Source organism: Corynebacterium stercoris (assembly GCF_024160105.1).
Taxonomy (GTDB): Bacteria; Actinomycetota; Actinomycetes; order Mycobacteriales; family Mycobacteriaceae; genus Corynebacterium; species Corynebacterium stercoris.
Genome location: NZ_JAMFTQ010000002.1, coordinates 177,620 through 199,554 on the forward strand (window position 1 = coordinate 177,620; position 21,935 = coordinate 199,554).

Genomic DNA, 21,935 nt, shown 5'->3' on the forward strand with positions numbered 1-21,935 from the left:
CTACTCCGAGATCTTTGCGTAGGCCGAGCGCATCTCGTCGATGGTCGCGTCTTCGAGGCGGGTGCAGGAGCCGAGGCCGTCGAGAACTACAAAGCGGATGCGGCCGTCGCGGTTCTTCTTGTCGTGAGTCATCGCGTCGTAGAGCTCATCGAAGGCGCCGGCCTCGTAGCGCGAGGGCAAGCCCACTGCGTCGAGGATCTCCTGGTGGAGGGCCAGCAAGGAATCGTCGATAAGCCCGCGCTGGTGTGCCAGGTGCGCGGCGAACATCATGCCCACGCCGACGGCGTTGCCGTGGCGCCATGTGTAGTCCTCGCGGCGCTCGATGGCGTGGCCGAGGGTGTGGCCGTAGTTGAGAATCTCGCGCAGCCCGGCTTCCTTAAGGTCCTCGCTGACCACGCGCGCCTTGACGGCGACGGAGCGCTCGACAAGCTCCTCCCAGTGTTTGTGGGCGCCGGCGCGGTAGAGATCCAGGATGGCCGGGTCGGCGATGAAACCGGTCTTCACCAGCTCGGCGGAGCCGGAGATGACCTCCTCCTCCGGCAGGGTGTAGATGCGCTCGAGGTCGATGAACACAGCGTTCGGCTCGTGGAACGCGCCGACCAGGTTTTTGCCGGCGGCAGTGTTGATGCCGGTCTTGCCGCCCACCGCGGCATCCACCATGGCGAGCAGCGTCGTGGGCACATGCACGACCTTGATGCCGCGCATCCACGCGGACGCGACGAAACCGGCGAGGTCTGTCACCGCGCCGCCCCCGAGACCCACCACGGCATCCTGGCGGGAGAATCCTGCCTCGCCGAGCGCATCCCAGAGCTGGCCGGCGACCTCGAGGGTCTTGCCGTCCTCTGCGTCCGGCACCGCCAACAAGTGGGGTTCGACGCCAACGGACTCGAGGTCGCAGACAATGTTTCGTGCGATCGCCCGCAGCGGCTGCTGGTGGATGATCGCCACCTTCCGCGCGCCGGAGGTCTTGATGTGGTTCGCCACCTGCGCGGTGATGTCGTGCCCGATATGAATGGTGTAGGGGCTCGCGCCCGTGACCTGAATTTCAGCCATGTTCATGCCCCTTGGGTGCGTCGGTTAGGAATCGATGAAGCTTAGGACCTCGGCCACCACGCGCTGCGGCGGGCGGGAGTCGGTGCGCACGCGGTGGTCCGCCACCTCGCGGTAGAACGGCTCGCGCGTGGTCAAAAGGTTGCGGTAGTGCGCGGCCGGGTCGTCGGCCTTGAGCACCGGGCGCGAGGTGTCGCCGGCGGTGCGGCGGATGCCTTCCTCGGCGGTCACGTCGATCCACACCACCGGGTGGCGCTGCAGCAGCGTGCGGGTGGATTCGGTGAGCACCGCCCCGCCGCCGAGGCTGACCACACCGCCGGTCGCCAGTGCGCGGGCCACGTAGCCCGCCTCGACCTCGCGGAACCGCGGCTCGCCGAGCTCGGCGAACAGTTCGCCGCAAGCGACGCCCTCGCCCTGCTCAATCAGCGAATCAGAATCAACGAACGGCAGGTTCAGGGCACTCGCCAGGCGACGGCCGATCGTCGATTTGCCCGCACCCGGCGGGCCGACGAGTACCACGCGCGGCGAAGAATTCACCATGTTAGGCATCTGCGTCAGCCTCCTGCGCCTCCTGCCCGCCGAAAGCGAGCCGCTGGGCAACGTACTCGTTGTAGGACGCGATGTTGCGCTTGACTTCGTCGAGGCTGTCGCCGCCGAACTTCTCCAGCACGGCGCGCGCGAGCACGAGTGCGACCATCGCCTCGGCGACCACGCCGCCGGCTGGCACGGCGCAGACATCCGAGCGCTGGTGGATGCCGCTCGCAGCCTCGCCCGTCGCCATGTCCACGGTCTTCAGCGCGCGGGGCACGGTGGAGATCGGTTTCATGGCGGCGCGCACGCGCAGTTGCTCGCCGTTGGTCATGCCGCCTTCGAGGCCGCCGGCGCGGTTGGTCAGGCGGCGCACGCTGCCGTCCTCGCGCACCATTTCGTCGTGCGCCTCGGAACCGCGGCGGCGGGCCTCCTCGAAGCCGTCGCCGACCTCGACGCCCTTCACCGACTGGATACCCATGAGCGCCGCGGCGAGCTGCGCGTCGAGGCGGTGCTCGCCGGAGATGTGGGAGCCGAGGCCGATCGGCAGGCCGTCCACGATCACCTCGACGATGCCGCCGAGCGTGTCGCCGGCCTTCTTCGCGGCCTCGATGCACGCGACCATGTCGGCCTCAGCGTCCTTGTCGTACGCGCGCACCGGGGAAGCATCGATCGCGTCGATGTCCGCGAAGCTCGGGCCCTCGCCCGCAGCCGGCGTGGACTCGCCGATGCTCACGACGTGCGAGAACACCTCCACGCCCAGCGTCTCGCGCAGGAAAGAGCGCGCCACCGCCGCCGCCGCGACGCGGGCAGCCGTCTCGCGTGCCGACGACCGCTCCAAGACCGGCCGCGCAGAATCGAAGCCGTACTTGACCATGCCGGCGAAGTCGGCGTGGCCCGGTCGCGGGCGGGTGAGACTAGCGCCGCGGCCGGACGCCATCGCCTTGGCCACTTCCTCGTCCTCCAGATCCAGCGGATCCGGGGACATGATGGTGGTCCACTTCGGCCACTCAGTGTTGCCGATCATGATGGCAATCGGGCTACCGATCGTCGCACCGTGCAGGATGCCCGTCAGTAAAGTCAGCTCATCCTGCTCGAACTTCATGCGCGCGCCGCGGCCGTAGCCGAGGCGGCGGCGTGCGAGCTGGTGGCCGATTTCTTCTTTGGTCACCGGCACCCCGGCCGGCATATTCTCGACGAGCGCCACAAGCGCCTGCCCATGGGATTCCCCAGACGTGGTCCAACGCAGCATGGCGTCATTGTCTCACACCTCGCCTGCGCATCAGACGGGAAGTCCCGCAACCCCCGCCACACCCCACGCAGCGGCGAGCATCGCGGGCCCGTGCGGCACCGTCCGGCTCCGCGCCAGCATGCCGACGCACGCGGTGAGCAGACCGGATACCCCGATCGCGGCAAGCACGCCGGGCAGACCTGCGCACCACGCAGCACCCACGCCGAGCGGCACTGCGAGCTTGATGTCTCCCCCGCCGATTCTCGTGCCAACGAACAAATAGGCCGCCGGCCACACGAGCCCCCACAGCGCCCCCGGATCGATCACGCACAACGCGCACGCCGGCGCGAACGCCGGGAGGGTCAGCCAATCGGGCAGGCGTTGAAACCGAACGTCGGAAAGCGTGAGCCCTAGGCTCCACGCAGCAGCAAAAATCCCCCAAATCCCCATACCCGGGGAGTCTAGGGGCTAGTGCTTGCCGACGTTCGACATCAGCGCGGCGCGCATCGCCTCCCGCGGGGCCGCGGTGCCGGTGAACTGCTCGAATTGGGAGTAGGACTGGCCTGCGAGCATGACGAGGCCGCCGACGGTCGGGTGACCATGCGACGCGGCGCGGATCGCGAGCTTGGTGGGCCACGGGTTGTAGATCACGTCGAGCAGCGGCGCGTGGGCGATGCCGTTGACGTGGGCCTCGATGGCCTCAGGTGGGACAGTGGAGATGACGACGTCGGCGGCCATAGTGGCGGATTCGATGTCCGTGCCGAAGCCTGCGAAGACGACGTCCATGCCGCCGGTCAGCCCGGCAATTTCGGCGGAGCGGTCGCTGCGGTTGATGACGGTGACGCGCTCAGTGCCGAGCTCGCGCAGCGCCCACAGCGCGGGGCGCGCGGTGCCGCCCGCGCCGACGACGACGGCGGTGCGGATCGCCGCACCGCGCATCAGCTCGTCGAGGGCGGCGAGGATGCCCTCGCAGTCCGTGTTGTCCGCGCGCCAGCCGCGCTCGGTGCGCACGAGCGTATTCGCGGAACCGATCGCGCAGGCGCGGTCAGTGACCTCGTCGGCGAACTCGAGGGCCGCGAACTTCGCAGGCATGGTCACGGAGAACCCGCGGTACTCCTCCCCCGCCTCGGCGACGATGCGCGGCAGGTCCTCGGCGGTGCACTCGATGCGGGTGTACTCCCAGCCGGTGAGCCCCGCGGCCTCGTAGCCGGCGTTGTGCAGCACAGGCGAGAGAGAGTGGGCGATCGGTGAGCCCAGGACCGCGGCGCGGTGCGTGATCGGCGCGGCCATTAGCGCTGGGAGTCGAGCACGCCGGAGTTGATCGCCCGCTGGGTGTCCTGCAGGTGCTGCTCGAAGGTCTCGTTGAAGATGGTGGTGCCGTCCTTGTCCACGGTGACGAAGAACAGCCAGTTGCCGTCGGCCGGGTTCTCCATCGCCTCGATGGCCTCGATGGACGGGGACGCGATCGGGGTCTGCGGCAGGCCGTCCATGGCGTATGTGTTCCACGGGGTGACGCGCTGGCGATCGGCGTCGGTGGTGGCGACCTCGACGGACGGCAGGCCGTAGTTCACGGTGGAGTCGAACTCTAGGCGCATCGGAGCATTGAGACGGTTGAGAATCACGCGGGCGACTTTGTCGAACTCGCCGGCCGGTGCCTCGCGCTCCACGAGTGAAGCGGCGGTGAGCAGCTCGTAGGGGCTCAAGCCCACGTTCTTGGCGCGGTCGACGATGCCGGTGGCGTCGTACTGCTTAGCGGAACGGGTAATCAGGTCAGTGAGGATCTCCTCGGCGCTGGCGCCCGGGTCGATGATGTACTCGCCCGGTGCGATCAGGCCCTCGAGGCGCTTCGCGTCACCCTTGCGGGCGTTGACCACGTCGAGCGCCCACGCCGGCACACCGAGGCTCGCGGCATCCGCGTCGGAAGCGACCTTGTTCAGCTTCTCCACGTCCACGCAGTTAGTTGCGGTGCCGCAGGTGACGTCCTGGATCATGGTGAGGATGCCGTGGCGCACCTGCCCGCCGAGCACGTTGATATCCATCAGCGTCGCGCCGCCGTAGACCTTCAGCGGGGTGATCTTGTTCGCCGGATCCAACAGCGCCTCGACGGCGGACTCCGCGCTCATCTCGCCCTGCAGGCGGTAGAAGCCGGGGTGGATGCTGTCCGAATCCGGGTTGTTCGCCGCCGCGGTTTGGAACGCGCTATTTGTCTTCACAATGCCGCGCTCTTCCAACTCCGGGCCGAGCTGCGAGATCGTGGACCCCTCGGCGATCTCCACGATCTCCTCCTGGCCGTTGCCGGTGCCTTCGAAATCGCCGGCGTTGCCGCCGCGCGCGACCGCGATCCACGCGATCAGGCCGATGATGACAAGGATCGAGGCCACGAGCACGGCGATGCTGCGGGTGCGCTGTGCGCTACGTCGGGTGGTCACGATTCGTTCTCCTTGAGGTCCTTGAGGTAGTTGGCGCGGCCGTCCAGCCAGGACTGGAGGATCTCGACCGCAGCCGCCTGATCTATGAATTTTCGGCCACGCTTCTCGTTCGTGCCAGCGGAGCGCATCGCATTTGCGGCGACGACGGTGGTGAGGCGCTCATCCGCCATGCGCACGGGAAGGCCCGTGCGGCGCCTGATGCGAAACGCGATCTCCTTCGCGTGCTTCACGCTCTTCGAGCCGTTTCCCTGCAGGTCACGTGGCATACCGACGACGACTTCGGTGATGTCGTAGTCCTCGGTGAGCGCCACGAGACGGTCGATGTCGGCGCCGTCGCGGTCCTTGAAACCGGTGACGCGCTCCACCGTCTCAACGGGGGTAGCCAAGCGGGCATCCCGGTCCGACACAGCCACGCCGATGCGCACGGTTCCGACGTCGACGCCGAGGCGGCGGCCGGGACCCGGGTCATCCACGCCGGGCGTATCTGGCTGGACCTGCGCCATCACTTAGCCCTGCAGTCCCTGGCGCAGTGCGGCGAGTCCGGCGTCGATGCCGGCCGGGTTCGCGCCGGAGCCTTGTGCGAGATCCGGTTTGCCGCCGCCTTTGCCGTCGACGTGCTGGCCGAAGGCCTTAACCAGCTCGCCGGCCTTGATGCCGGCGTCGACGGCCTGCGGGGTAGCCGCGATCGCGAACGCCGCCTTGCCGCCGTCGGCGGAGGCGAGCACGACAACAGCCGCGCGGTCGTTGAGCTTGCCGCGGACGTCGTTCGCCATGGTGCGCAAGTCGCCGGTGTTCACGCCGTCCGGCAGGTGCACCGCCACGAGCGAGTACTCCCCGACGGTCTCCGCCTTCGCCGCCAGGTCAGCGGTCTGGCCCAGCAGCTGCCGGCGGTGCAGGTTCTCAATCTCCTTCTCCGCCGCGCGGAGACGCTCGGTGAGCTGGGCGATGCGCTCCGGCAGCTGCTCGGACGGGGTCTTCAGCTCCGTCGCCAAGCCGGAGGCGAGCGCCGCTTCCTTGGAGAAGTAGCGGAAGGACTCCATTCCGGAGTACGCCTCGATGCGGCGCGCGCCGGAGCCCACGGAGGACTCGCCGAGCACGGCCACGGGGCCGATCTGGGAGGAGTGGCCGACGTGGGTGCCGCCGCACAGCTCGATGGAGAACGGGCCGCCGATCTCCACGACGCGGACCTGGTCGCCGTAGTTCTCACCGAACAGCGCCATCGCGCCCATCGCCTTCGCCTCCTCCAGGGAGGTCTCGATGGTGTTCACGGCGAAGTCCGCGTCCACTGCCTGGTTGGTGATGGTCGCAATCTCCTCCAGCTGCGCCTCTGAGAGCTGGTCGGTGTAGTTGAAGTCGAAGCGCAGGTAGCCCGGCTTGTTCAAGGAGCCAGCCTGAACCGCGGTGGGGCCGAGCACCTGGCGCAGGGCGGCGTGGATGAGGTGGGTGGCAGTGTGGGCCTGGCGGGCGCCGTGGCGCCACGCGCCGTCGACCTCAGCCGTGACCGTGGTGCCGAGGTCCAGCCCGCCGTTTTGGACGGTGGCCTTGTGCACCCACAGCTTCTTGCCGATCTTCTGCACGTCGTTGACGTTGAGCACCGTGTCGCCCACGAGGATGCGGCCACGGTCGGCCATCTGGCCGCCGGCCTCGGCGTACATCGGGGTGACGTCGAGGATGACCTCCACCTCGTCGCCGGCGTTAACCTCAGTGACTTTTTCCCCGTCGCGGACGAGGCCGATCACGTTCGCGTCGTGGGTGAGCTGGTCGTAGCCAACGAACTCGGTCGGGTAAGTGTCCACCCATTCGCGGTAGAGCGAGTCGTCGCGGTTGCCCATCTTCTTCGCCTTGTTGTCCGCCTTGGCGCGGTCGCGCTGCTCCTGCATCGCGGCATCGAAGGCGGCCATGTCCACGTCGAGGCCGGCCTCGCGGGCCATCTCGAGGGTGAGGTCGATCGGGAAACCGTAGGTATCGTGCAGCTCGAAGGCCTGGCCGCCGGAGATGGTGGTGCCGCCGGCTGCCTTGAGCGCGCCAGCCGCCTCGTCGAAGCGGTGGGTGCCGGACTCCAGCGTCCTAGAGAAGGCGCGCTCCTCGGCAAGCGCCACGCGCAGGATGCGCTCGCGGTTCTCGGCAATCTCCGGGAACGACGGCGTCATCGTGTCCATGATGGTGTTCATCAGCGGCTCCATGACCTCGCCGGTCGCGCCGAGGAGACGGGCGGAGCGGATGATGCGGCGCAGCAGGCGGCGCAGGATGTAGCCGCGGCCCTCGTTGGACGGGGTGACGCCGTCGAGGATGATCATCATCGCGGTGCGGGAGTGGTCGGCGATGACGCGGAAACGCACGTCGTCGGCCGGGTTGCCGGCGTCGTACTTGGTGCCGGTCAGTTCCGCAGCCACGTCGATCACGGGGCGCAGCAGGTCAGTCTCGTAGACGTTGTCCACGCCCTGCAGGATGCAGGCGACGCGCTCGACACCTAGGCCGGTATCGATGTTCTTGTTCGGCAGCTCGCCGAGAATCTCGAAGCCGCCCTTCTTGTCGCCCGCACCGCGGATGGACTCCATGAAGACCAGGTTCCAGATCTCCATGTAGCGGTTGTCGTCCGCGATCGGGCCGCCTTCCTTGCCGTACTCGGGGCCGCGGTCGTAGTAGATCTCGGAGCAGGGGCCGCACGGGCCGGGCACACCCATGGACCAGAAGTTGTCCTCCATGCCCATGCGCTGGATGCGTTCCGACGGCACACCCACGACGTTCTCCCAGATCCCTGCGGCCTCATCGTCGTCGGTGTACACGGTGACCCAGAGACGCTCCGGGTCGAGCCCGAAGCCGCCGTCGGCACGGTCACCGGTGAGCAGCGACCAGGCGTGCTTGATCGCACCCTCCTTGAAGTACTGCCCGAAGGAGAAGTTGCCCGCCATCTGGAAAAAGGTGTTGTGTCGGGTGGTGATGCCCACCTCCTCGATATCGAGGGTGCGCACGCACTTCTGGATCGAGGTGGCCAGGCCGTTCTCGAACGGCGGGGTCTGCTGGCCCAGGAAGTAGGGCTTGAACGGCACCATGCCGGCGTTGACGAAAAGCAGCGTCGGGTCATCCAGGATCAAGGAAGCGCTGGGCACCTCGGTGTGCCCTGCCTTGACAAAATGGTTGGTGAACCGCTCCCGGATTTCGTGGGTCTGCACGTCATGTGTCCTTTCGCTCACGCGTGATGGCGTCAATCCCGCACTACTTTACCCGCGCACCATCTTCCGCAGCCGTCCGAGGTACTCCCTAATCCGCTTCTCCGCGCCGTGCTCGGTGGGCTGGTAGTAGACGCGGTCCTCCAACCCCTCCGGGATGTACTGCTGCTGCACCACGCCGCGCGGATCATCGTGGGGGTACTGGTAGCCCACGGCGTTGCCCAACGCTTTCGCGCCTTCGTAGTGGCCGTCGCGCAAGTGCGGTGGGACGGGGCCGGCGTTACCGGCGCGGACGTCGGCCTGGGCAGCGTCGATCGCCTGGTACACCGCCGCCGACTTCGGCGCCGTCGCCAGGTGGATCGTCGCCTGGGCCAGCGCGAGGCGCCCTTCCGGCATGCCGATGAACTGCACCGCCTGCGCCGCGGCGGTGGCAGTCTGCAGCGCCGTCGGGTCCGCCATGCCAATGTCTTCGGAGGCGTGGATGACCAGGCGGCGGGCAATGAAGCGCGGGTCCTCCCCCGCCTCAATCATGCGCGCAAGGTAGTGCAGCGCCGCGTCGACGTCGGAGCCGCGAATCGATTTGATGAACGCACTAGTGATGTCGTAGTGCTGGTCGCCGTCGCGGTCGTAGCGCACCACTGCACGGTTCACGTTGTCGCGCACCACGTCCAGCGTCACGGTACCGCCTTCCGGGACCGCTTCCGCCGCCGCTTCCAGGTACGTCAGCGCCCGACGGGCATCCCCGCCGGCGAGAAGGACGAGCTGGTCACGTGCGTCGTCGGCAAGCGAAATGCTCCCTGCGAGACCGCGCTCGTCGCCCACGGCGCGCTCGAGCACGCCGCGGAGATCCTCGTCGCTGAGCGGCTCGAGCTTGAGCAGCAACGAGCGCGACAACAGCGGCGCGACCACCGAGAAGCTCGGGTTCTCCGTCGTCGCGGCGACGAGCAGCACGGTGCGGTTTTCCACCGCCGCCAGCAGCGCGTCCTGCTGCGTCTTGGAGAAGCGGTGCACCTCGTCGATGAAGAGCACCGTCTTCTCGTCGCGGATAAGGTCGCGGCGCGCCGCGTCGATGACCTGGCGGACCTCCTTCACCCCCGAGGTCAGCGCGGAAAGGCCCACGAAGTTCTGTCCCATCGTCTGCGCGATGAGCGACGCAATCGTCGTTTTGCCGGTGCCCGGCGGGCCGTACAGGATCACCGACGCCGCGCCGGAACCCTCGACGAGCCTCCGCAGCGGCTTGCCACCTGAGAGCAAGTGGCGCTGGCCCGCGATTTCCTCCAGGCTGCGCGGACGCATCCGAGCCGCGAGCGGGGCACCGCTCCCCGCCTCGAAAAAGCTCGCACCGCGTGCGCCGGGCATCACGCTTGCCGACGCCCGCTTCCCCGCCTCGTCCCCGTCGAACTCGCCCCCGAAGAGGCCGGCCTGCGTCATCGCAACCTGCTGGCCACGCGGTGCGCGAAATCCGAGATGACCAGGTATGCCGTGTCGCGGCCGGTGCCCGCGTAGCTGGCCAGCGCCTCGAATGCTTCGTAGAGATCTTCCCGGACCATCAGCTCAGCAGCGGTGAACGGGCCTTGGGTGGAGGGGCGCAGCACATCACGTGCACCATCCACATCGAACTCCTCCACGTCGTCGTCGACCGTGATGCCCGCGCTCTCGAACTCAGCCGCGAGTTCGTCGTCGCCGGCGACAACCTCAACCAACGCCACGGGGTTGAGCACCGACAGGCTCGACAGTGCCCAGCCGATGAGCGCGCCGGTGATGCGGGCTTGCAGGGTGTCCTCGTGCTTGAGCAGGGGCCACGTGTCAGCGACCTCTTTGAGCCATGCGTCGATGAACGCCATCGACGCTTCTTCGTTGTAGTGCTGCGGAGAGATATAGAGCGGGAAACCGGCGAGCACAAAGGCCACGTCGAAGGTGGCGTCGCGGAAGCCAGCCCACTCGTAGTCCAGGAACTGGGTGCCGCTGGCGGTGTAGAGCACGTTGTCCGGGGAGAGGTCGAACGGCGTGAACGCGCGCACGCCGCCGCGCAGCAGCCGCGACTGGATGTTGGCGGCGGTGAGCGCAACCTCGTTCGGTATGTCGATGCCGGCCTGCTCCACCATCGCGAGGCCAAGCCGGATGCGGTGGGCCAGCAGGCGGTCACGCAGCTGCTGGATCCGCTCCGCGCCCGTACGAGAGCGAGTCATGCGCTTGAACAGGACGTTGAACTGTTCCTCGCGGCCGGCAGTGCCGGCATGCATCCGGCCGAGCGCCGTGCCGAGGTTGCGGAAAATCTGCACCAGCTGCGCCTGGTCAGCGACCTCCAGCATCGCGGCGAGGGTGTCGCCGTCGCCGGAATCGGAGATGATGAGCATCCGCTGCGCAGTGTCGTAGCCCAGCAAGACAGGGCCCGGACGCACGTCGCTGCTGAGCGACGTCGTGAACTGGTAGGCCACTACCTCGCGCAGGAATGCGGCGTCATCCAGCGCGTACCCCGTCTCCGGGGCGTGCTTGATCACCACGGAGCGGTGCTGCAGAAACGGGTTGTGGGCAACGCGCGCGCGGAACACACCCGCGTTGCCGGTGCCGCTCAAGCGGGTGACATCGCTCAAGCGCTGCACTCCCCCGTAACGCCGGGTGAGGATGTCCTCGGCTACTGCGATAACGGCATCCTGCTCCATGAAGACCTACTTACCTGCGTCGGCGTCTGTGTCCTCGTTCTGCTTCTTCGGCTTGAAATCCACACCGGTCTCGGCGCGCTGCGCGGCCGGAATCGGTGCCGGCGCGTCGGTGAGCGGATCGACGCCGCCGCCGGACTTCGGGAAGGCAATCACGTCGCGGATCGAGTCGAAACCGCCGAGCAGGGACACGATGCGGTCCCAGCCGAAGGCGATGCCGCCGTGCGGCGGGGCACCGAACGCGAACGCGTCGAGCAGGAAGCCGAACTTCTCCTTCGCCTCTTCCTCGGTGATGCCCATGACCTCGAACACGCGCTGCTGTACATCGCGCTGGTGGATACGGATGGAACCGCCGCCGATCTCGTTGCCGTTGCACACGATGTCGTAGGCGTAGGCGAGCGCCTCGCCCGGCTCCGTGTCGAAGGTGTCCATGTATTCCGGCTTCGGAGAGGTGAACGCGTGGTGCACAGCGGTCCACTTGGAGTGGCCGAGAGCCACGTCGCCGGACGCGGTCGCATCCGCGGCCGGCTCGAACAGCGGGGCGTCGACGACCCAGGTGAAGGCCCAGTCCCCTTCGTCGATAAGGTCCAGCTTGCGTGCAATCTCGCCGCGAGCCGCACCCAGCAGTGCGCGGGATGCCTTGGTGTCGCCGGCGGCGAAGAAGATCGCGTCGCCCGGCTTCGCGCCGACGTGGTCGACGATGCCCGCCTTCTCCTCGTCGGTGATGTTCTTGGCCACCGGGCCGGTCAGCTCGCCGTCCTCCTGCACGAGGATGTACGCGAGGCCCTTGGCGCCGCGCTGCTTCGCCCACTCCTGCCATGCATCGAGCTGGCGGCGCGGCTGGGAAGCGCCGCCCGCCATGACCACAGCACCGACGTACTCCGCCTGGAAGACGCGGAACGGGGTGTCCTTGAAGAACTCGGTGCACTCCACCAGCGGGATGTCGAAGCGCAGGTCCGGTTTGTCGGAACCGTACTTCTCCATCGCCTCCTTGTAGGTCATGCGCGGGATCGGGGTCTGGATCTCGTAGCCGATGAGCTTCCACAGCTCCACCAGGATCTCTTCTGCAAGTGCGATGACATCGTCCTGGTCCACGAAGGACGCCTCGACATCGAGCTGGGTGAACTCCGGCTGACGGTCAGCGCGGAAATCCTCGTCGCGGTAGCAGCGGGCGATCTGGTAGTAGCGCTCCATGCCGGCGACCATGAGCAGCTGCTTGAACAGCTGCGGGGACTGCGGCAGCGCGTACCAGGAGCCCGGCTTCAGGCGGGCCGGCACCAGGAAGTCACGTGCGCCCTCAGGGGTGGAGCGGGTCAGGGTCGGGGTCTCGATCTCCACGAAGTCGTGGTTGTCCAGCACGCGGCGGGCAGCGCGGTTCGCGGCGGAGCGCAGACGCAGCGCGTCGGCCTGGCGGTCGCGGCGCAGGTCCAGGTAGCGGTACTTCAGGCGGGTTTCCTCGCCGACCTCGTTGGAGGAAGCGTCCTCGATCTGGAACGGCAGGGCGGCGGCCTTGTTCAGCACCGTCAGCTCGGTGGCGTTGACCTCGATCTCGCCGGAAGCGAGGTTCGGGTTCGCGGAACCCTCCGGGCGCGGCTCCACAACGCCGGTGACCTGGACAACGAACTCGCTGCGCAGGTCGTGCGCAGCTTCGGCCACCTCGGACTCGCGGAACACGACCTGGGCCAGGCCGCTGCGGTCGCGCAGGTCGATGAAGATCACGCCGCCGTGGTCGCGCCGGCGCGCCACCCAGCCGGTCAGGGTGACAGTTTGTCCGTCAAGTTCTTTGTTCAGGTTCCCCGCAAGGTGAGTGCGCAGCACTGTCTTCCTCGTCCTTCCACTTCAGGGCTAAGTAACGCGAAAGAGTCTACCGCGCCCCAGTTCCGGACACACGCACCGGTTGTTTGGCACAATGCGTGACATGACGTTCAAGGGTAATTACGGGCAGGGCGCAGGCCGACGCGCGCAAAGTAGCGGAGGGTCGGGTCGGGCACCCGGCCGGTCCATGGGCCCGGGCGCTCTCGCACTGCCGATGATGCTGGGCGGCGGCGGCATCGGTTCCGTCCTTCTGGTCCTCCTCCTGCTGTTCCTCTTCGGCGGCTTCGGGGGCGGCGGCGGGCAGCAGGCCGGCCAGGGCCAGGGCCAGTACCAGTCGCAGGGCGGCTACAACCTCGAGCACTGCGATGCCCCGAACGCGGCCAACGAGTACGACGATTGCCGCGCCGAGGCCACCGCGCGTTCCGTCGACGACGTCTGGTCCCACCTCCTGCCGGACCAGGCTGGTCTGGAGTACCGCCAGGCGGGCATCCACATCTTCAAGGGCGACGTGAACACGGGCTGCGGCTTCGCCACCTCGGACACCGGCCCCTTCTACTGCCCGCGCGATGAGACGGCGTACCTTGACGTCTCCTTCTTCAACCAGCTGCGCTCCCTCGGCGGCAGCGCCGGCCCGCTGGCGCAGGAGTACGCCACGGCGCACGAGATGGGCCACCACATCCAGCACATCGAAGGCACCCTGGGCCTGAGCGACTACAAGAACCCGGGCGAAGACTCCGCGGCTGTGGCGATTGAGCTGCAGGCGGACTGCTACGCGGGCCTGTGGGCGCACTACGCGGAGCAGCAGCAGATCCTGGAGCCGATCTCTGAGGAGCAGCTCAAGGAGGCGATCCAGACCGCGCAGGCGATTGGCGACGACAACATTCAGCGCCGCTCCGGCGGCCAGGTCGACCCGGATGCGTGGACACACGGCTCTTCTGAGCAGCGCGGCAAGGCGTTCATGGCCGGCTACACCACCGGCAGAATGGCTGCCTGCGACACGCTGAACCGCGGCGTGTACCAGCAGTAGGCGACGTGGCTGAGCAAGCACCGAGCCGCGCCGTCGCGTTTCTGGCCGCGTTCAACGAGATCGAGGCGTTTCTGCGCGAGGAGCTGAGCGCGAAGAAGAGCGACTCGTTCAAGTGGATGTGTACCCAGGGCGCGAAGCGCGGGGTGCTCACACGCGACCAGGCGGATGATCTCAAGGAATTCGCCGAGCTACGCAACGCGATCAGCCACGGCGAGTACCGCGATTTCCGCCCCATCGCGGAGCCGCTACAGGAAACCGTCGAGGAAATTCAGCGGATCCGCAATGCGCTGCTCGAGCCCACCCTCGCAGTGCAGGTGGTCGGCCAGGAGCAACGCGTAGTCACCTTCGCGCCGGACGACGACATCCTCGAGCCGCTCCACGCCATCCGCGAAACCGGCCACACTCAGTTCCCGATTTACGACGACGGCACGTGCATCGGCCTGCTGACCACCAACGCCATCGCACGCTGGGTGTCCGCAGAGTTGGAGCGGGGCAACCTGATCGATCCCGACGGCGAGGGCACCACAGTCGGCGAAGCGCTGAAGCTCTCGGGCCAGCACGACCATCCTGTCTTTCTGCCGCGTACGGCAACGGCCGCGATGGCGATCGACGCGCTGACCACACCTTTGGATTCCGGCGCGCTCCCCCGCTTGGTCATCATCACCGAGCACGGCAAACCCACCCAGCGCCCGATCGCGGTCGTGGGACCCACGGACATCCCCGCGCTTGCCGACGAAATCTAGCCCCGCCATTCGGTCTTCGGCGGGTACACTGCGCGCATGCCTCACAACACGGTCAGCGTCGTGGATCTTTTCAGCATCGGCATCGGCCCGTCTTCGTCCCACACGGTGGGGCCAATGCGGGCGGCGATGGCTTTCGTCGAAAAGCTTGGTTTCCTGCCGGCCAAAGTGCGCGTCGAGCTGCGCGGCTCCCTCGCCGCGACGGGTATCGGCCACGGCACGGACCGTGCGGTGCTGCTCGGCCTGGTCGGCTACACCCCCACGACCACGAGTGCCGATGTCTCGCCGAAACCCGGCGACCCGATTGCGGCGGTGGGAACTATCGATGGACCGGAGGGCTCCGTCGAGTACGAGATGATCTTCGACCCGCAACCGGTGCCGGAGCACCCGAACTGCCTGATTTTCAGCGCCTGGGATGCGGCGGGGAACCAGCTCGCCGCGCAGGAGGAGTATTTCTCCGTCGGCGGCGGCTTCATTCTGGATCGGGCGGGCATGGCGGCGCACGAGGACGAGACCGGTGTGGCGACCGCCGCCCACCCCGAGGTCGTGCCCTATCCCTTCGACACCGCGGCTCAGCTGGTGGCGCAGTGCGAGCGCCACGGTCTGAGTATTGCGGAGCTCATGCAGGCCAACGAGGAAGCAATCCACGGTGCGGAGGTGATGAACACGCACCTCGACGCGGTGTGGGACGTGATGCAGGAATGCGTCGCGCACGGGCTGAAAACCGAAGGCACGCTGCCCGGCGGATTGAACGTGAAGCGCCGAGCGAACCGTCTCCACCGCCTGCTCACCGCTGAGTACCAGGCCTCGACGGCGCGAGGACTCGACGCGATGGAGTGGGTCAACCTGTACGCGCTGGCGGTGAACGAGGAGAACGCCGCGCACGGGCAGGTAGTCACCGCACCGACTAACGGCGCGGCGGGCATCATCCCGGCAGTCATGCACTACTGCCGGGATTTCATGGATGACTTTGGCACCGACAAGGCCCGAGAGTTCCTGCTTACCGCGGGTGCGATCGGCGTGATCATCAAGACGAATGCGTCGATCTCCGGCGCCGAGGTCGGTTGCCAGGGCGAGGTCGGTTCGGCCTCCTCGATGGCAGCGGCCGGCATGTGCGCCATCCTCGGTGGGACCCCGGCGCAGGTGGAGAACGCCGCCGAAATCGCGCTGGAGCACAACCTCGGGCTGACCTGCGATCCGGTCGGCGGGCTCGTGCAGGTACCGTGCATCGAGCGCAACGCCATCGGAGGCGTGAAGGCGATCAACGCGGCGCGCCTGGCCAAGCTCGGCGACGGCACGAACATCGTCACCCTCGATGACGTGGTGGAGACGATGGCCTCCACGGGCCGGGACATGATGACAAAGTACAAGGAGACGTCCATGGGCGGCCTCGCGGTGCAGCTCGGCCTGCCCGTGAACATCACGGAGTGCTAGAGACCGTCGCTGGTTTCAAGATCCGCCGGCACGAAGATCGCGTCGATAATCTCGTCGATGTCGAGCGGCACCGTGCGCTGCTCGTGTGCGGCGAGATTCTTAACGGTCACTTCGCCGGCTTCCAACTCGCGCTCGCCTAGGACCAGTGCGGTGTGGGCACCGGAACGGTCCGCGCCCTTCATCGCACCCTTCAGGCCGCGGCCGCCGTAGGCCATATCGGCGGAGATGCCGTTTGCCCGAAGCTCGTCGATAAGCAATGCCATGCGCCCCTGCGCCGCCTCGCCGATGGCGACACCGAACACGTCAACGCGGGAGAGAACGCCGTCGAGGGTTACACCCTCGGCTTCGAGCGCCAGTACGGTGCGGTCTACGCCGAGGCCGAAGCCGATGCCGGAGAGGTCCTGCCCGCCGATCTGCGCCATCAGACCGTCGTAACGCCCGCCGCCGCCGATGCCGGACTGCGCGCCGAGGCCGTCGTGCACGAACTCGAAGGTGGTCTTGGTGTAGTAATCCAGGCCGCGCACCATGCGCTTGTTGATCACGTAGGCCACACCCATCGCGTCGAGGGTCCCGGTCACGGTTTCGAAGTGGGCGCGGCAGCCGTCGCAGAGGTGGTCGAGCATGAGCGGCGCGTCCTCGGTCATGGCGCGCACGTCTTCGCGCTTGTCGTCCAGCACGCGAAGCGGATTGATCTCGGCGCGGTGGCGGGTGTCCTCATCCAGCGGGAGGTCGAAGAGGAAGGCCTGCAGCTTCTCGCGGTAGCCGGGGCGGCACTCGCGGCAGCCGAGCGACGTCAACTCGAGGCGGAACCCGGTCAGGCCGACTGCGCGGTAGCAGCGGTCCGCGAGTGCGATGACCTCGGCATCGAGCAGCGGGTCATCCACGCCGATCGCCTCCACACCCACCTGCTGAAGCTGGCGGTAGCGGCCGGCCTGCGGGCGCTCGTAGCGGAAGAACGGGCCGTAATAGTTCAGCTTTACTGGCAGGTAACCGCGGTCGAGGTTGTGCTCGATCACCGCGCGCATGACACCGGCGGTGCCCTCCGGGCGCAGCGTCACGGAGCGGTCGCCGCGGTCCGCGAAGGTGTACATTTCCTTGCTCACCACGTCGGTGGATTCGCCCACACCGCGCGCGAACAGGGCCGTGTCCTCGAAGACCGGCAGCTCGATGTGCTGGTAGCCGGCGAGGCGCGCCTGACGCGCAAACTCATCGCGCACATTAATAAAGGTCGCCGATGCCGGCGGCACGTAGTCGGGCACGCCCTTCGGGGCGCTCAAGGCCTGGAAAGTGTTCTGCTCACTCACGGGCCTTAAGTCTAGTGCGCGGCTACAGTCGGTCCACGTTCGCTTCCCGCAGGAACGGGTTCGTCGCTCGCTCATGCTTGACGACGCTCGTAGAACCGTGCCCCGGCAGCACCGCCAGCGCATCGTCGAGCTCCCACACGGGCCCGCGCAGCGTCTCGTGCATTTCGGCCGGATCTGCGTACGGCAGGTCGGTGCGGCCGATGGAGCCACGGAACAGCACATCGCCGCTGAACACGAGTTCCTCGCCGATGAGCAGCACGCTGCCCGGCGAGTGCCCGGGTGCGTGGCGCACCTGGAGCTCCATCCCGGCGAATGCAACCGCGATCCCGTCGTCTAAGTGGTGGATTTCAGCCGGGGTAGCCATGGAAGCGGCGTTGAAAAGCGGGCCCGACGCCTGCGGCACTCCCCCGTCCAGCATGAATTCGTCAGCCTCGTGGATGTAGACGGGCACACCCAGCTCCGCGGCGTCGCGCACGTGATCGATGTGGCCGTGGGTGAGTACTACCGCAGTGAGCCGTGCGCCCTGTGCGCCGAGGATCTCCCGCACCTGCGCCGCGGCGCCGAGGCCAGGGTCGACGACGAAGGCTTCGCCGGTGCCCTCGTTGAGCACGACGTAGCAATTGGTCTGGTAGGGCCCGGCTGCGAAACCTGCGATCTGCATGCCACTCATCCTAGGGCTGGCGGTGATGCGGAGCGGGCGCTGCTAGGCTTTCACCGTTCACAATGCACTCCCCGAGGAAAGAGGTCACGGTGACTAGCAACGAGCAGCGAGGCAAAGAAGCGCTGGCGAACCTGGAGAAGGAGCTCGCCGCGCGCGACCGCAAGCGGAAGTCCAGCCCGTGGGTGGCGGCGGCGGCCTCGCTGGCCGTGATCGGCGCGCTCGGCGGCGGCATCTACTTCCTGGCCAACCAGGGTTCGGACGAGAACGTCACCGCCTCTGAGGAAACCACCACCGCTGAAACCACTGCGCCGGAGGAGAGCGAGTTCGACCCGAACGAGTACGAGGCCCTCGCAACCCAGCGCACCGAGGCGCTGCCGCCGACCGTCTCCTGCGCCTACAACGAGGACGGCCGCGACGAGCACTTCGTGGGCCTGCCGCAGACGGAGGATGTCTCCACCGAGGGCACCGTCACCGTGGAGCTGGACACCTCCGCTGGCCCGATCGGTATGGAACTGGACCGCTCCGTGGCGCCGTGCACCGTCAACGCCATCGAGTACCTGGCTGCCGACGGCTACTTCAACGACACGGTGTGCCACCGCCTGACGACCGGCGACGGGCTTAAGGTGCTGCAGTGCGGCGACCCGTCCGGCACCGGCGCGGGCGGCCCGGGCTTCCAGTTCGCCAACGAGTACCCCACCGACGAGGCGCTCAAGAATGTCGACGACGCCGGCATGCAGCTGCCGGAGGGCATCTCCGAGGAGGAGAAGGACCAGTACCGCGCAATGATGCTCCAGGGCGAGCCGAAGCGTTACGAGCGCGGCACGATCGCCATGGCTAACGCCGGCGTGGGCACCAACGGCTCCCAGTTCTTCCTCAACTACGGCCCGTCCATCCTGCCGCCGCTGTACACCTACTTCGGCATGATCGACGACACCGGCCTGGCCACCCTCGACGCCATCGCGGCGGAGGGTGTCGAGGGTGGCGCTTCCGACGGCACCCCGGCCAAGGAAGTCCGGATCAACTCAGCAACGGTGCGTTAGAGCTCGCGCTTACCGGCGTTCGCCGTTTAGCACGTGTGACAGAAGTTGCGCTATTGCACTCCCTGTGCGCGGCCGTTAAGATCACCAGCGTCATCCAGACGTCCTCGAAAGATTGGATTTCCTCATGCAGATCCGCAAGGGCCTCGTGGCTACCGCCACCGCTGCCGCAGTGCTCACCTCCGGCGTGACCGTCGCTGGCGCTCAGACTGTTAACACTGACGCCAAGACCGTCGCCACCCAGGACAACAAGTCCTCTTCCTCTTCCAACGACGGCAAGAAGATGACCGCCAAGGAGATCCAGGAGTGGATCGCCGTGGCTACCGCGCTCGTCGGCCTGCTGGGCACCCTCGCTTCCTTCGCATCCAAGTACCTGAAGCCGTAGCACGTTTGAGCCGGAGTGCGGCTCGAACCTGAGGAACGTCGACCGCCCCTGCCTCTCACGAGGCGCGGGCGGTTTTCTCGTTGGCAGGCCTTGGCTCGCTGAAGCACAAGCGCCGCCCCTCCCCGGCGATGCGGGGTGAGGCGGCGCTTGAACTATTTGGTTTGGCTACGTGATTACCACTGCGCCATGATCAGGGAAGCAATCGGGAAGCCGCCTGCGGTGACCAGGAAGCCGCCGAGGCCGACAGCGATCAGCAGCGCAATCGCGGTACCGATGATGGTGCCGGCGATCACTTCGTTGGTGGAGGAACCGGTTGCCTCGCCACCCGGAACAACGACGGAGCCGCCCTTGCCCTTGCCGACGGTGACCGGCATGGTGACCTTGGTGCCGGCGTCGGTGGTGATCTCGAGGGTCTGTGCGCCCTTCACGCCAGCCGGGATGTCCAGGGTGACGGTTGCGCGACCCTGCTCGCCGTAGCCCTTGTCGGCATCGGTGACGGTGTTGTCGACATCAGCGGTGGCGGTGGCGTCGCCGACCTTCACGGTGACGGTCTTCGCCTGCGGCTCGCCCTCGGAGGAGTAGGACAGGGAGGACAGCTTGATCTCGTTCTTGCCAGCCTTCAGGCCGCCCGCCGGCAGCACCACGCCGACGTCCTTCTGGCCCTCGCGGACCTCGATGTTGTCAGCGTTAAGGTGGTCGATCAACGCCTGGGTGTCGTTGTAACCAATGTCCAGACGCTCGATGATCTTGGAGGGATCAAGGAAGTCATCGCCACCGTCCAGCAGGAAGGTGGAAGCTGCGAAAGTGTACTCCTTATTTGGATCCAGGTTTGCACCGTTGATGGTGATGTTCTGGATGCGCTGGCCGCGAGCTGCCTCTGGGTTGTAGGTGTAGGCCACGTTGTCGGAGAGGCCCATGTCCAGGCGAGGACGGCCGGAGGAGGCAGTCTTCTCCTCAGTCTGCCACTGGTTCTCCAGCATCTCCTTGAGGGTGGAACCCTTGATCTTCGCGAAGGAGATGTCGTTGCCGAACGGCTGCACAGTAACGGCGTCCTTGTAGGTGATCTCGCCCTTCGGCAGGTCATCGCGCACGCCGCCTGCGTTCATGATGCCGAAGTCGATCTCGCGGCCCATGTACTTGGACAGGGACTGCACTGCGGACTGCGCGAGCATGTTGTTCGCGGTGGACTCGGTGCCGCGGTTAGAGCCGGCGGACGCGCCCGGGTTGGAGCCGCGTTTGAAGTCGGACTTGATGGTCGCGACAACCTGCTCGCCCAGCTCGTCAGCATTCTTCTTCGCTTCGGTGACGATCTTCTCAACATTTACATTCGGGGTGATCTTGAGATCGGCCAGCTGAGAAGCGTCGATGAAGTTGTAGGTCGGCTTGCCAACAACCTTCTTTGCCTTCTTGTCGTACTGGAAGTCCATGTCAATGACGGTCTTGCCGTACTCCCAAGCCTGCGCGTAAGGAACCGGGGCATCCGCGTTCTCGTACACCACGTGAGAGTCACCACCGAAAAGGAAGTCGACGTAGTCGGAGTCGAGCTTGTTCGCTCGCTCCTTCGCGTCATCGTGGATAAGCGCGATGACAACGTCTGCCTTGCCTGCGTCCTTGAGCGCCTTAGCTTCCTTGTTCACCCACTCAGCAGAATCCTTGATGTCCACCTCGGCGACGTTGGACGGCGCGGACTTCGTGACGGTGAGGTTCGAGGTGGTGCCGATCAGTGCAACCTTGACACCATCAACATCGACAATGTTGTAAGGGTTGACCTCGCGGGTGTCGGTGCCCTTCAAGAAGATGTTAGCGCCGAGCTGGGTCTGGTTCTTCCACTTGGTGTCATCGGCGGATGTGACGTTGTTGTGTTCAACGGCCGTCTCGCGCATGATGCGGCCGGTGATATCGGAGTAGCCCTGATCGAACTCGTGGTTGCCCACTGCGCTGCCGTGGGTGCCGATGGCCTGCAGGAAGTCCATCGTTGGCTGATCATTCTTGTTAATCAAGGATACGAAGCCGGAGCCACCCTGGTTGTCACCGGAGTTGGTAACAATGAGGTTCTCGTTCTGTGCACGCAGGTAGTCGATGATGCCAGCCACACGTGCCGCACCCATCTCGTCCCCCTTCTTCGGGGTTTCGACCTTTACGTCCTTGCCCTTATCGTCCTTCACCGCGTTGCCCGCAGCGTCCTTCTTGGTCGTCTTAGACGGCTTGTATTCGAGGCGGCCGTGGAAGTCGGTGAAGTTCGCGACCTTAATGTCGACGATGTCCTTCTCGTCGGCGAACGCAACGGTGGTGCCGGAGAGGATGAGTGCGGTAGTGGTGGTGGTGGCGGCGACGAGGCTGCCTACGCGACGGAGATTGAACACGGAAAACTCCTTGGGGTGACAAACAGGTTCACCCAACTTTGTAACCGTGTTCCCAGCCACATGCAGACCCTTGCTAAGGAGATACCAGATTGAGCTGGGTC

The 21,935-nt window shown here is 66.6% G+C and carries 19 protein-coding genes; 5 read left to right on the plus strand and 14 right to left on the minus strand.

The genetic code is table 11. From position 1 onward, the window contains the following. From aroB to aspS, 11 genes are read right to left on the minus strand one after another with little or no spacing between them, the layout of a single operon-like run. Positions 1-1,053, minus strand: coding sequence for a 3-dehydroquinate synthase (gene aroB / locus M5J20_RS02995; RefSeq protein ID WP_253576185.1), 1,053 nt, complete (start codon positions 1,051-1,053; stop codon positions 1-3). 24 nt (positions 1,054-1,077) lie between these two features. Beyond that, a complete protein-coding gene (locus tag M5J20_RS03000; RefSeq protein WP_253576187.1) occupies positions 1,078-1,599 on the minus strand; it encodes a shikimate kinase in 522 nt (173 codons plus the stop codon). Continuing rightward, positions 1,592-2,830 carry a chorismate synthase gene (aroC, locus tag M5J20_RS03005; protein ID WP_253576189.1) on the minus strand — a complete coding sequence of 413 codons (1,239 nt, stop codon included), beginning with the start codon at positions 2,828-2,830 and terminating at the stop codon, positions 1,592-1,594. Before aroC ends, M5J20_RS03000 begins: the two co-directional genes overlap by 8 nt. Before the next feature lie 30 nt (positions 2,831-2,860). Beyond that, positions 2,861-3,259: a prepilin peptidase gene (locus tag M5J20_RS03010; protein ID WP_253576191.1), complete on the minus strand. Its 399-nt coding sequence runs from the start codon at positions 3,257-3,259 to the stop codon at positions 2,861-2,863. A gap of 18 nt (positions 3,260-3,277) precedes the next feature. Beyond that, positions 3,278-4,099 carry a shikimate dehydrogenase gene (locus M5J20_RS03015; RefSeq protein WP_253576193.1) on the minus strand — a complete coding sequence of 274 codons (822 nt, stop codon included), beginning with the start codon at positions 4,097-4,099 and terminating at the stop codon, positions 3,278-3,280. Beyond that, positions 4,099-5,241 carry an endolytic transglycosylase MltG gene (gene mltG, locus M5J20_RS03020; RefSeq protein WP_253576350.1) on the minus strand — a complete coding sequence of 381 codons (1,143 nt, stop codon included), beginning with the start codon at positions 5,239-5,241 and terminating at the stop codon, positions 4,099-4,101. Before mltG ends, M5J20_RS03015 begins: the two co-directional genes overlap by 1 nt. After that, positions 5,235-5,741, minus strand: a complete 507-nt coding sequence (gene ruvX, locus M5J20_RS03025) for a Holliday junction resolvase RuvX (protein ID WP_253576195.1) — start codon at positions 5,739-5,741, stop codon at positions 5,235-5,237. The genes mltG and ruvX overlap by 7 nt, the downstream gene beginning before the upstream one ends. A gap of 3 nt (positions 5,742-5,744) precedes the next feature. Then, on the minus strand, positions 5,745-8,411 hold the full coding sequence (gene alaS / locus M5J20_RS03030; RefSeq protein ID WP_253576197.1) for an alanine--tRNA ligase: 2,667 nt from the start codon (positions 8,409-8,411) through the stop codon (positions 5,745-5,747). 48 nt (positions 8,412-8,459) lie between these two features. Beyond that, the gene (locus M5J20_RS03035; protein ID WP_437177612.1) at positions 8,460-9,839 is read right to left on the minus strand and encodes a replication-associated recombination protein A; all 1,380 of its coding nucleotides are present in this window, start codon (positions 9,837-9,839) and stop codon (positions 8,460-8,462) included. Further along, the gene (locus M5J20_RS03040) at positions 9,836-11,071 is read right to left on the minus strand and encodes a protein kinase family protein (RefSeq protein WP_253576199.1); all 1,236 of its coding nucleotides are present in this window, start codon (positions 11,069-11,071) and stop codon (positions 9,836-9,838) included. The genes M5J20_RS03035 and M5J20_RS03040 overlap by 4 nt, the downstream gene beginning before the upstream one ends. 6 nt (positions 11,072-11,077) lie before the next feature. Further along, a complete protein-coding gene (gene aspS / locus M5J20_RS03045) occupies positions 11,078-12,886 on the minus strand; it encodes an aspartate--tRNA ligase (RefSeq protein WP_253576201.1) in 1,809 nt (602 codons plus the stop codon). 100 nt (positions 12,887-12,986) lie between these two features. Between aspS and ypfJ the strand changes: the two genes are divergently transcribed. The 3 genes from ypfJ to M5J20_RS03060 are packed head-to-tail and all read left to right on the plus strand — an operon-like array spanning position 12,987 to position 16,084. After that, a complete protein-coding gene (ypfJ, locus tag M5J20_RS03050) occupies positions 12,987-13,910 on the plus strand; it encodes a KPN_02809 family neutral zinc metallopeptidase (RefSeq protein ID WP_253576203.1) in 924 nt (307 codons plus the stop codon). A 5-nt stretch (positions 13,911-13,915) separates the two neighbouring features. Further along, on the plus strand, positions 13,916-14,653 hold the full coding sequence (locus M5J20_RS03055) for a CBS domain-containing protein (RefSeq protein ID WP_253576205.1): 738 nt from the start codon (positions 13,916-13,918) through the stop codon (positions 14,651-14,653). 36 nt (positions 14,654-14,689) lie between these two features. Then, the gene (locus M5J20_RS03060) at positions 14,690-16,084 is read left to right on the plus strand and encodes an L-serine ammonia-lyase (RefSeq protein WP_253576207.1); all 1,395 of its coding nucleotides are present in this window, start codon (positions 14,690-14,692) and stop codon (positions 16,082-16,084) included. On the opposite strand, the gene hisS is transcribed toward M5J20_RS03060, so the two are convergent. Both hisS and M5J20_RS03070 read right to left on the minus strand, forming a co-directional pair. Then, positions 16,081-17,388, minus strand: coding sequence for a histidine--tRNA ligase (gene hisS, locus M5J20_RS03065; protein WP_253576209.1), 1,308 nt, complete (start codon positions 17,386-17,388; stop codon positions 16,081-16,083). The two genes, M5J20_RS03060 and hisS, sit on opposite strands and share 4 nt — an antisense overlap. 22 nt (positions 17,389-17,410) lie before the next feature. After that, positions 17,411-18,049, minus strand: coding sequence for an MBL fold metallo-hydrolase (locus M5J20_RS03070; protein WP_253576211.1), 639 nt, complete (start codon positions 18,047-18,049; stop codon positions 17,411-17,413). Positions 18,050-18,138: 89 nt separating this feature from the next. On the opposite strand from M5J20_RS03070, the gene M5J20_RS03075 reads away from it, so the two are divergent. Continuing rightward, entirely contained in the window at positions 18,139-19,089 is a 951-nt protein-coding gene (locus tag M5J20_RS03075; RefSeq protein WP_253576354.1) for a peptidylprolyl isomerase, read from the plus strand. Between the two features lie 124 nt (positions 19,090-19,213). After that, positions 19,214-19,471, plus strand: a complete 258-nt coding sequence (locus M5J20_RS03080; RefSeq protein WP_253576213.1) for a hypothetical protein — start codon at positions 19,214-19,216, stop codon at positions 19,469-19,471. A gap of 173 nt (positions 19,472-19,644) precedes the next feature. Here the strand turns inward: M5J20_RS03080 and M5J20_RS11465 are convergent, their stop codons facing one another. Continuing rightward, entirely contained in the window at positions 19,645-21,834 is a 2,190-nt protein-coding gene (locus M5J20_RS11465) for a bifunctional metallophosphatase/5'-nucleotidase (protein WP_253576215.1), read from the minus strand. Positions 21,835-21,935: the final 101 nt, after the last annotated feature.

What these genes read in the sequence shown, in the direction of transcription:
- aroB (WP_253576185.1), bottom strand. Translation starts at nt 1,053, where the DNA reads ATGGCTGAAATTCAGGTCACGGGCGCGAGCCCCTACACCATTCATATC.
- M5J20_RS03000 (WP_253576187.1), bottom strand. Translation starts at nt 1,599, where the DNA reads ATGCCTAACATGGTGAATTCTTCGCCGCGCGTGGTACTCGTCGGCCCG.
- aroC (WP_253576189.1), bottom strand. Translation starts at nt 2,830, where the DNA reads ATGCTGCGTTGGACCACGTCTGGGGAATCCCATGGGCAGGCGCTTGTG.
- M5J20_RS03010 (WP_253576191.1), bottom strand. Translation starts at nt 3,259, where the DNA reads ATGGGGATTTGGGGGATTTTTGCTGCTGCGTGGAGCCTAGGGCTCACG.
- M5J20_RS03015 (WP_253576193.1), bottom strand. Translation starts at nt 4,099, where the DNA reads ATGGCCGCGCCGATCACGCACCGCGCCGCGGTCCTGGGCTCACCGATC.
- ruvX (WP_253576195.1), bottom strand. Translation starts at nt 5,741, where the DNA reads ATGGCGCAGGTCCAGCCAGATACGCCCGGCGTGGATGACCCGGGTCCC.
- M5J20_RS03035 (WP_437177612.1), bottom strand. Translation starts at nt 9,839, where the DNA reads ATGACGCAGGCCGGCCTCTTCGGGGGCGAGTTCGACGGGGACGAGGCG.
- M5J20_RS03040 (WP_253576199.1), bottom strand. Translation starts at nt 11,071, where the DNA reads ATGGAGCAGGATGCCGTTATCGCAGTAGCCGAGGACATCCTCACCCGG.
- ypfJ (WP_253576203.1), top strand. Translation starts at nt 12,987, where the DNA reads ATGACGTTCAAGGGTAATTACGGGCAGGGCGCAGGCCGACGCGCGCAA.
- M5J20_RS03060 (WP_253576207.1), top strand. Translation starts at nt 14,690, where the DNA reads ATGCCTCACAACACGGTCAGCGTCGTGGATCTTTTCAGCATCGGCATC.
- M5J20_RS03070 (WP_253576211.1), bottom strand. Translation starts at nt 18,049, where the DNA reads ATGCAGATCGCAGGTTTCGCAGCCGGGCCCTACCAGACCAATTGCTAC.
- M5J20_RS03080 (WP_253576213.1), top strand. Translation starts at nt 19,214, where the DNA reads ATGCAGATCCGCAAGGGCCTCGTGGCTACCGCCACCGCTGCCGCAGTG.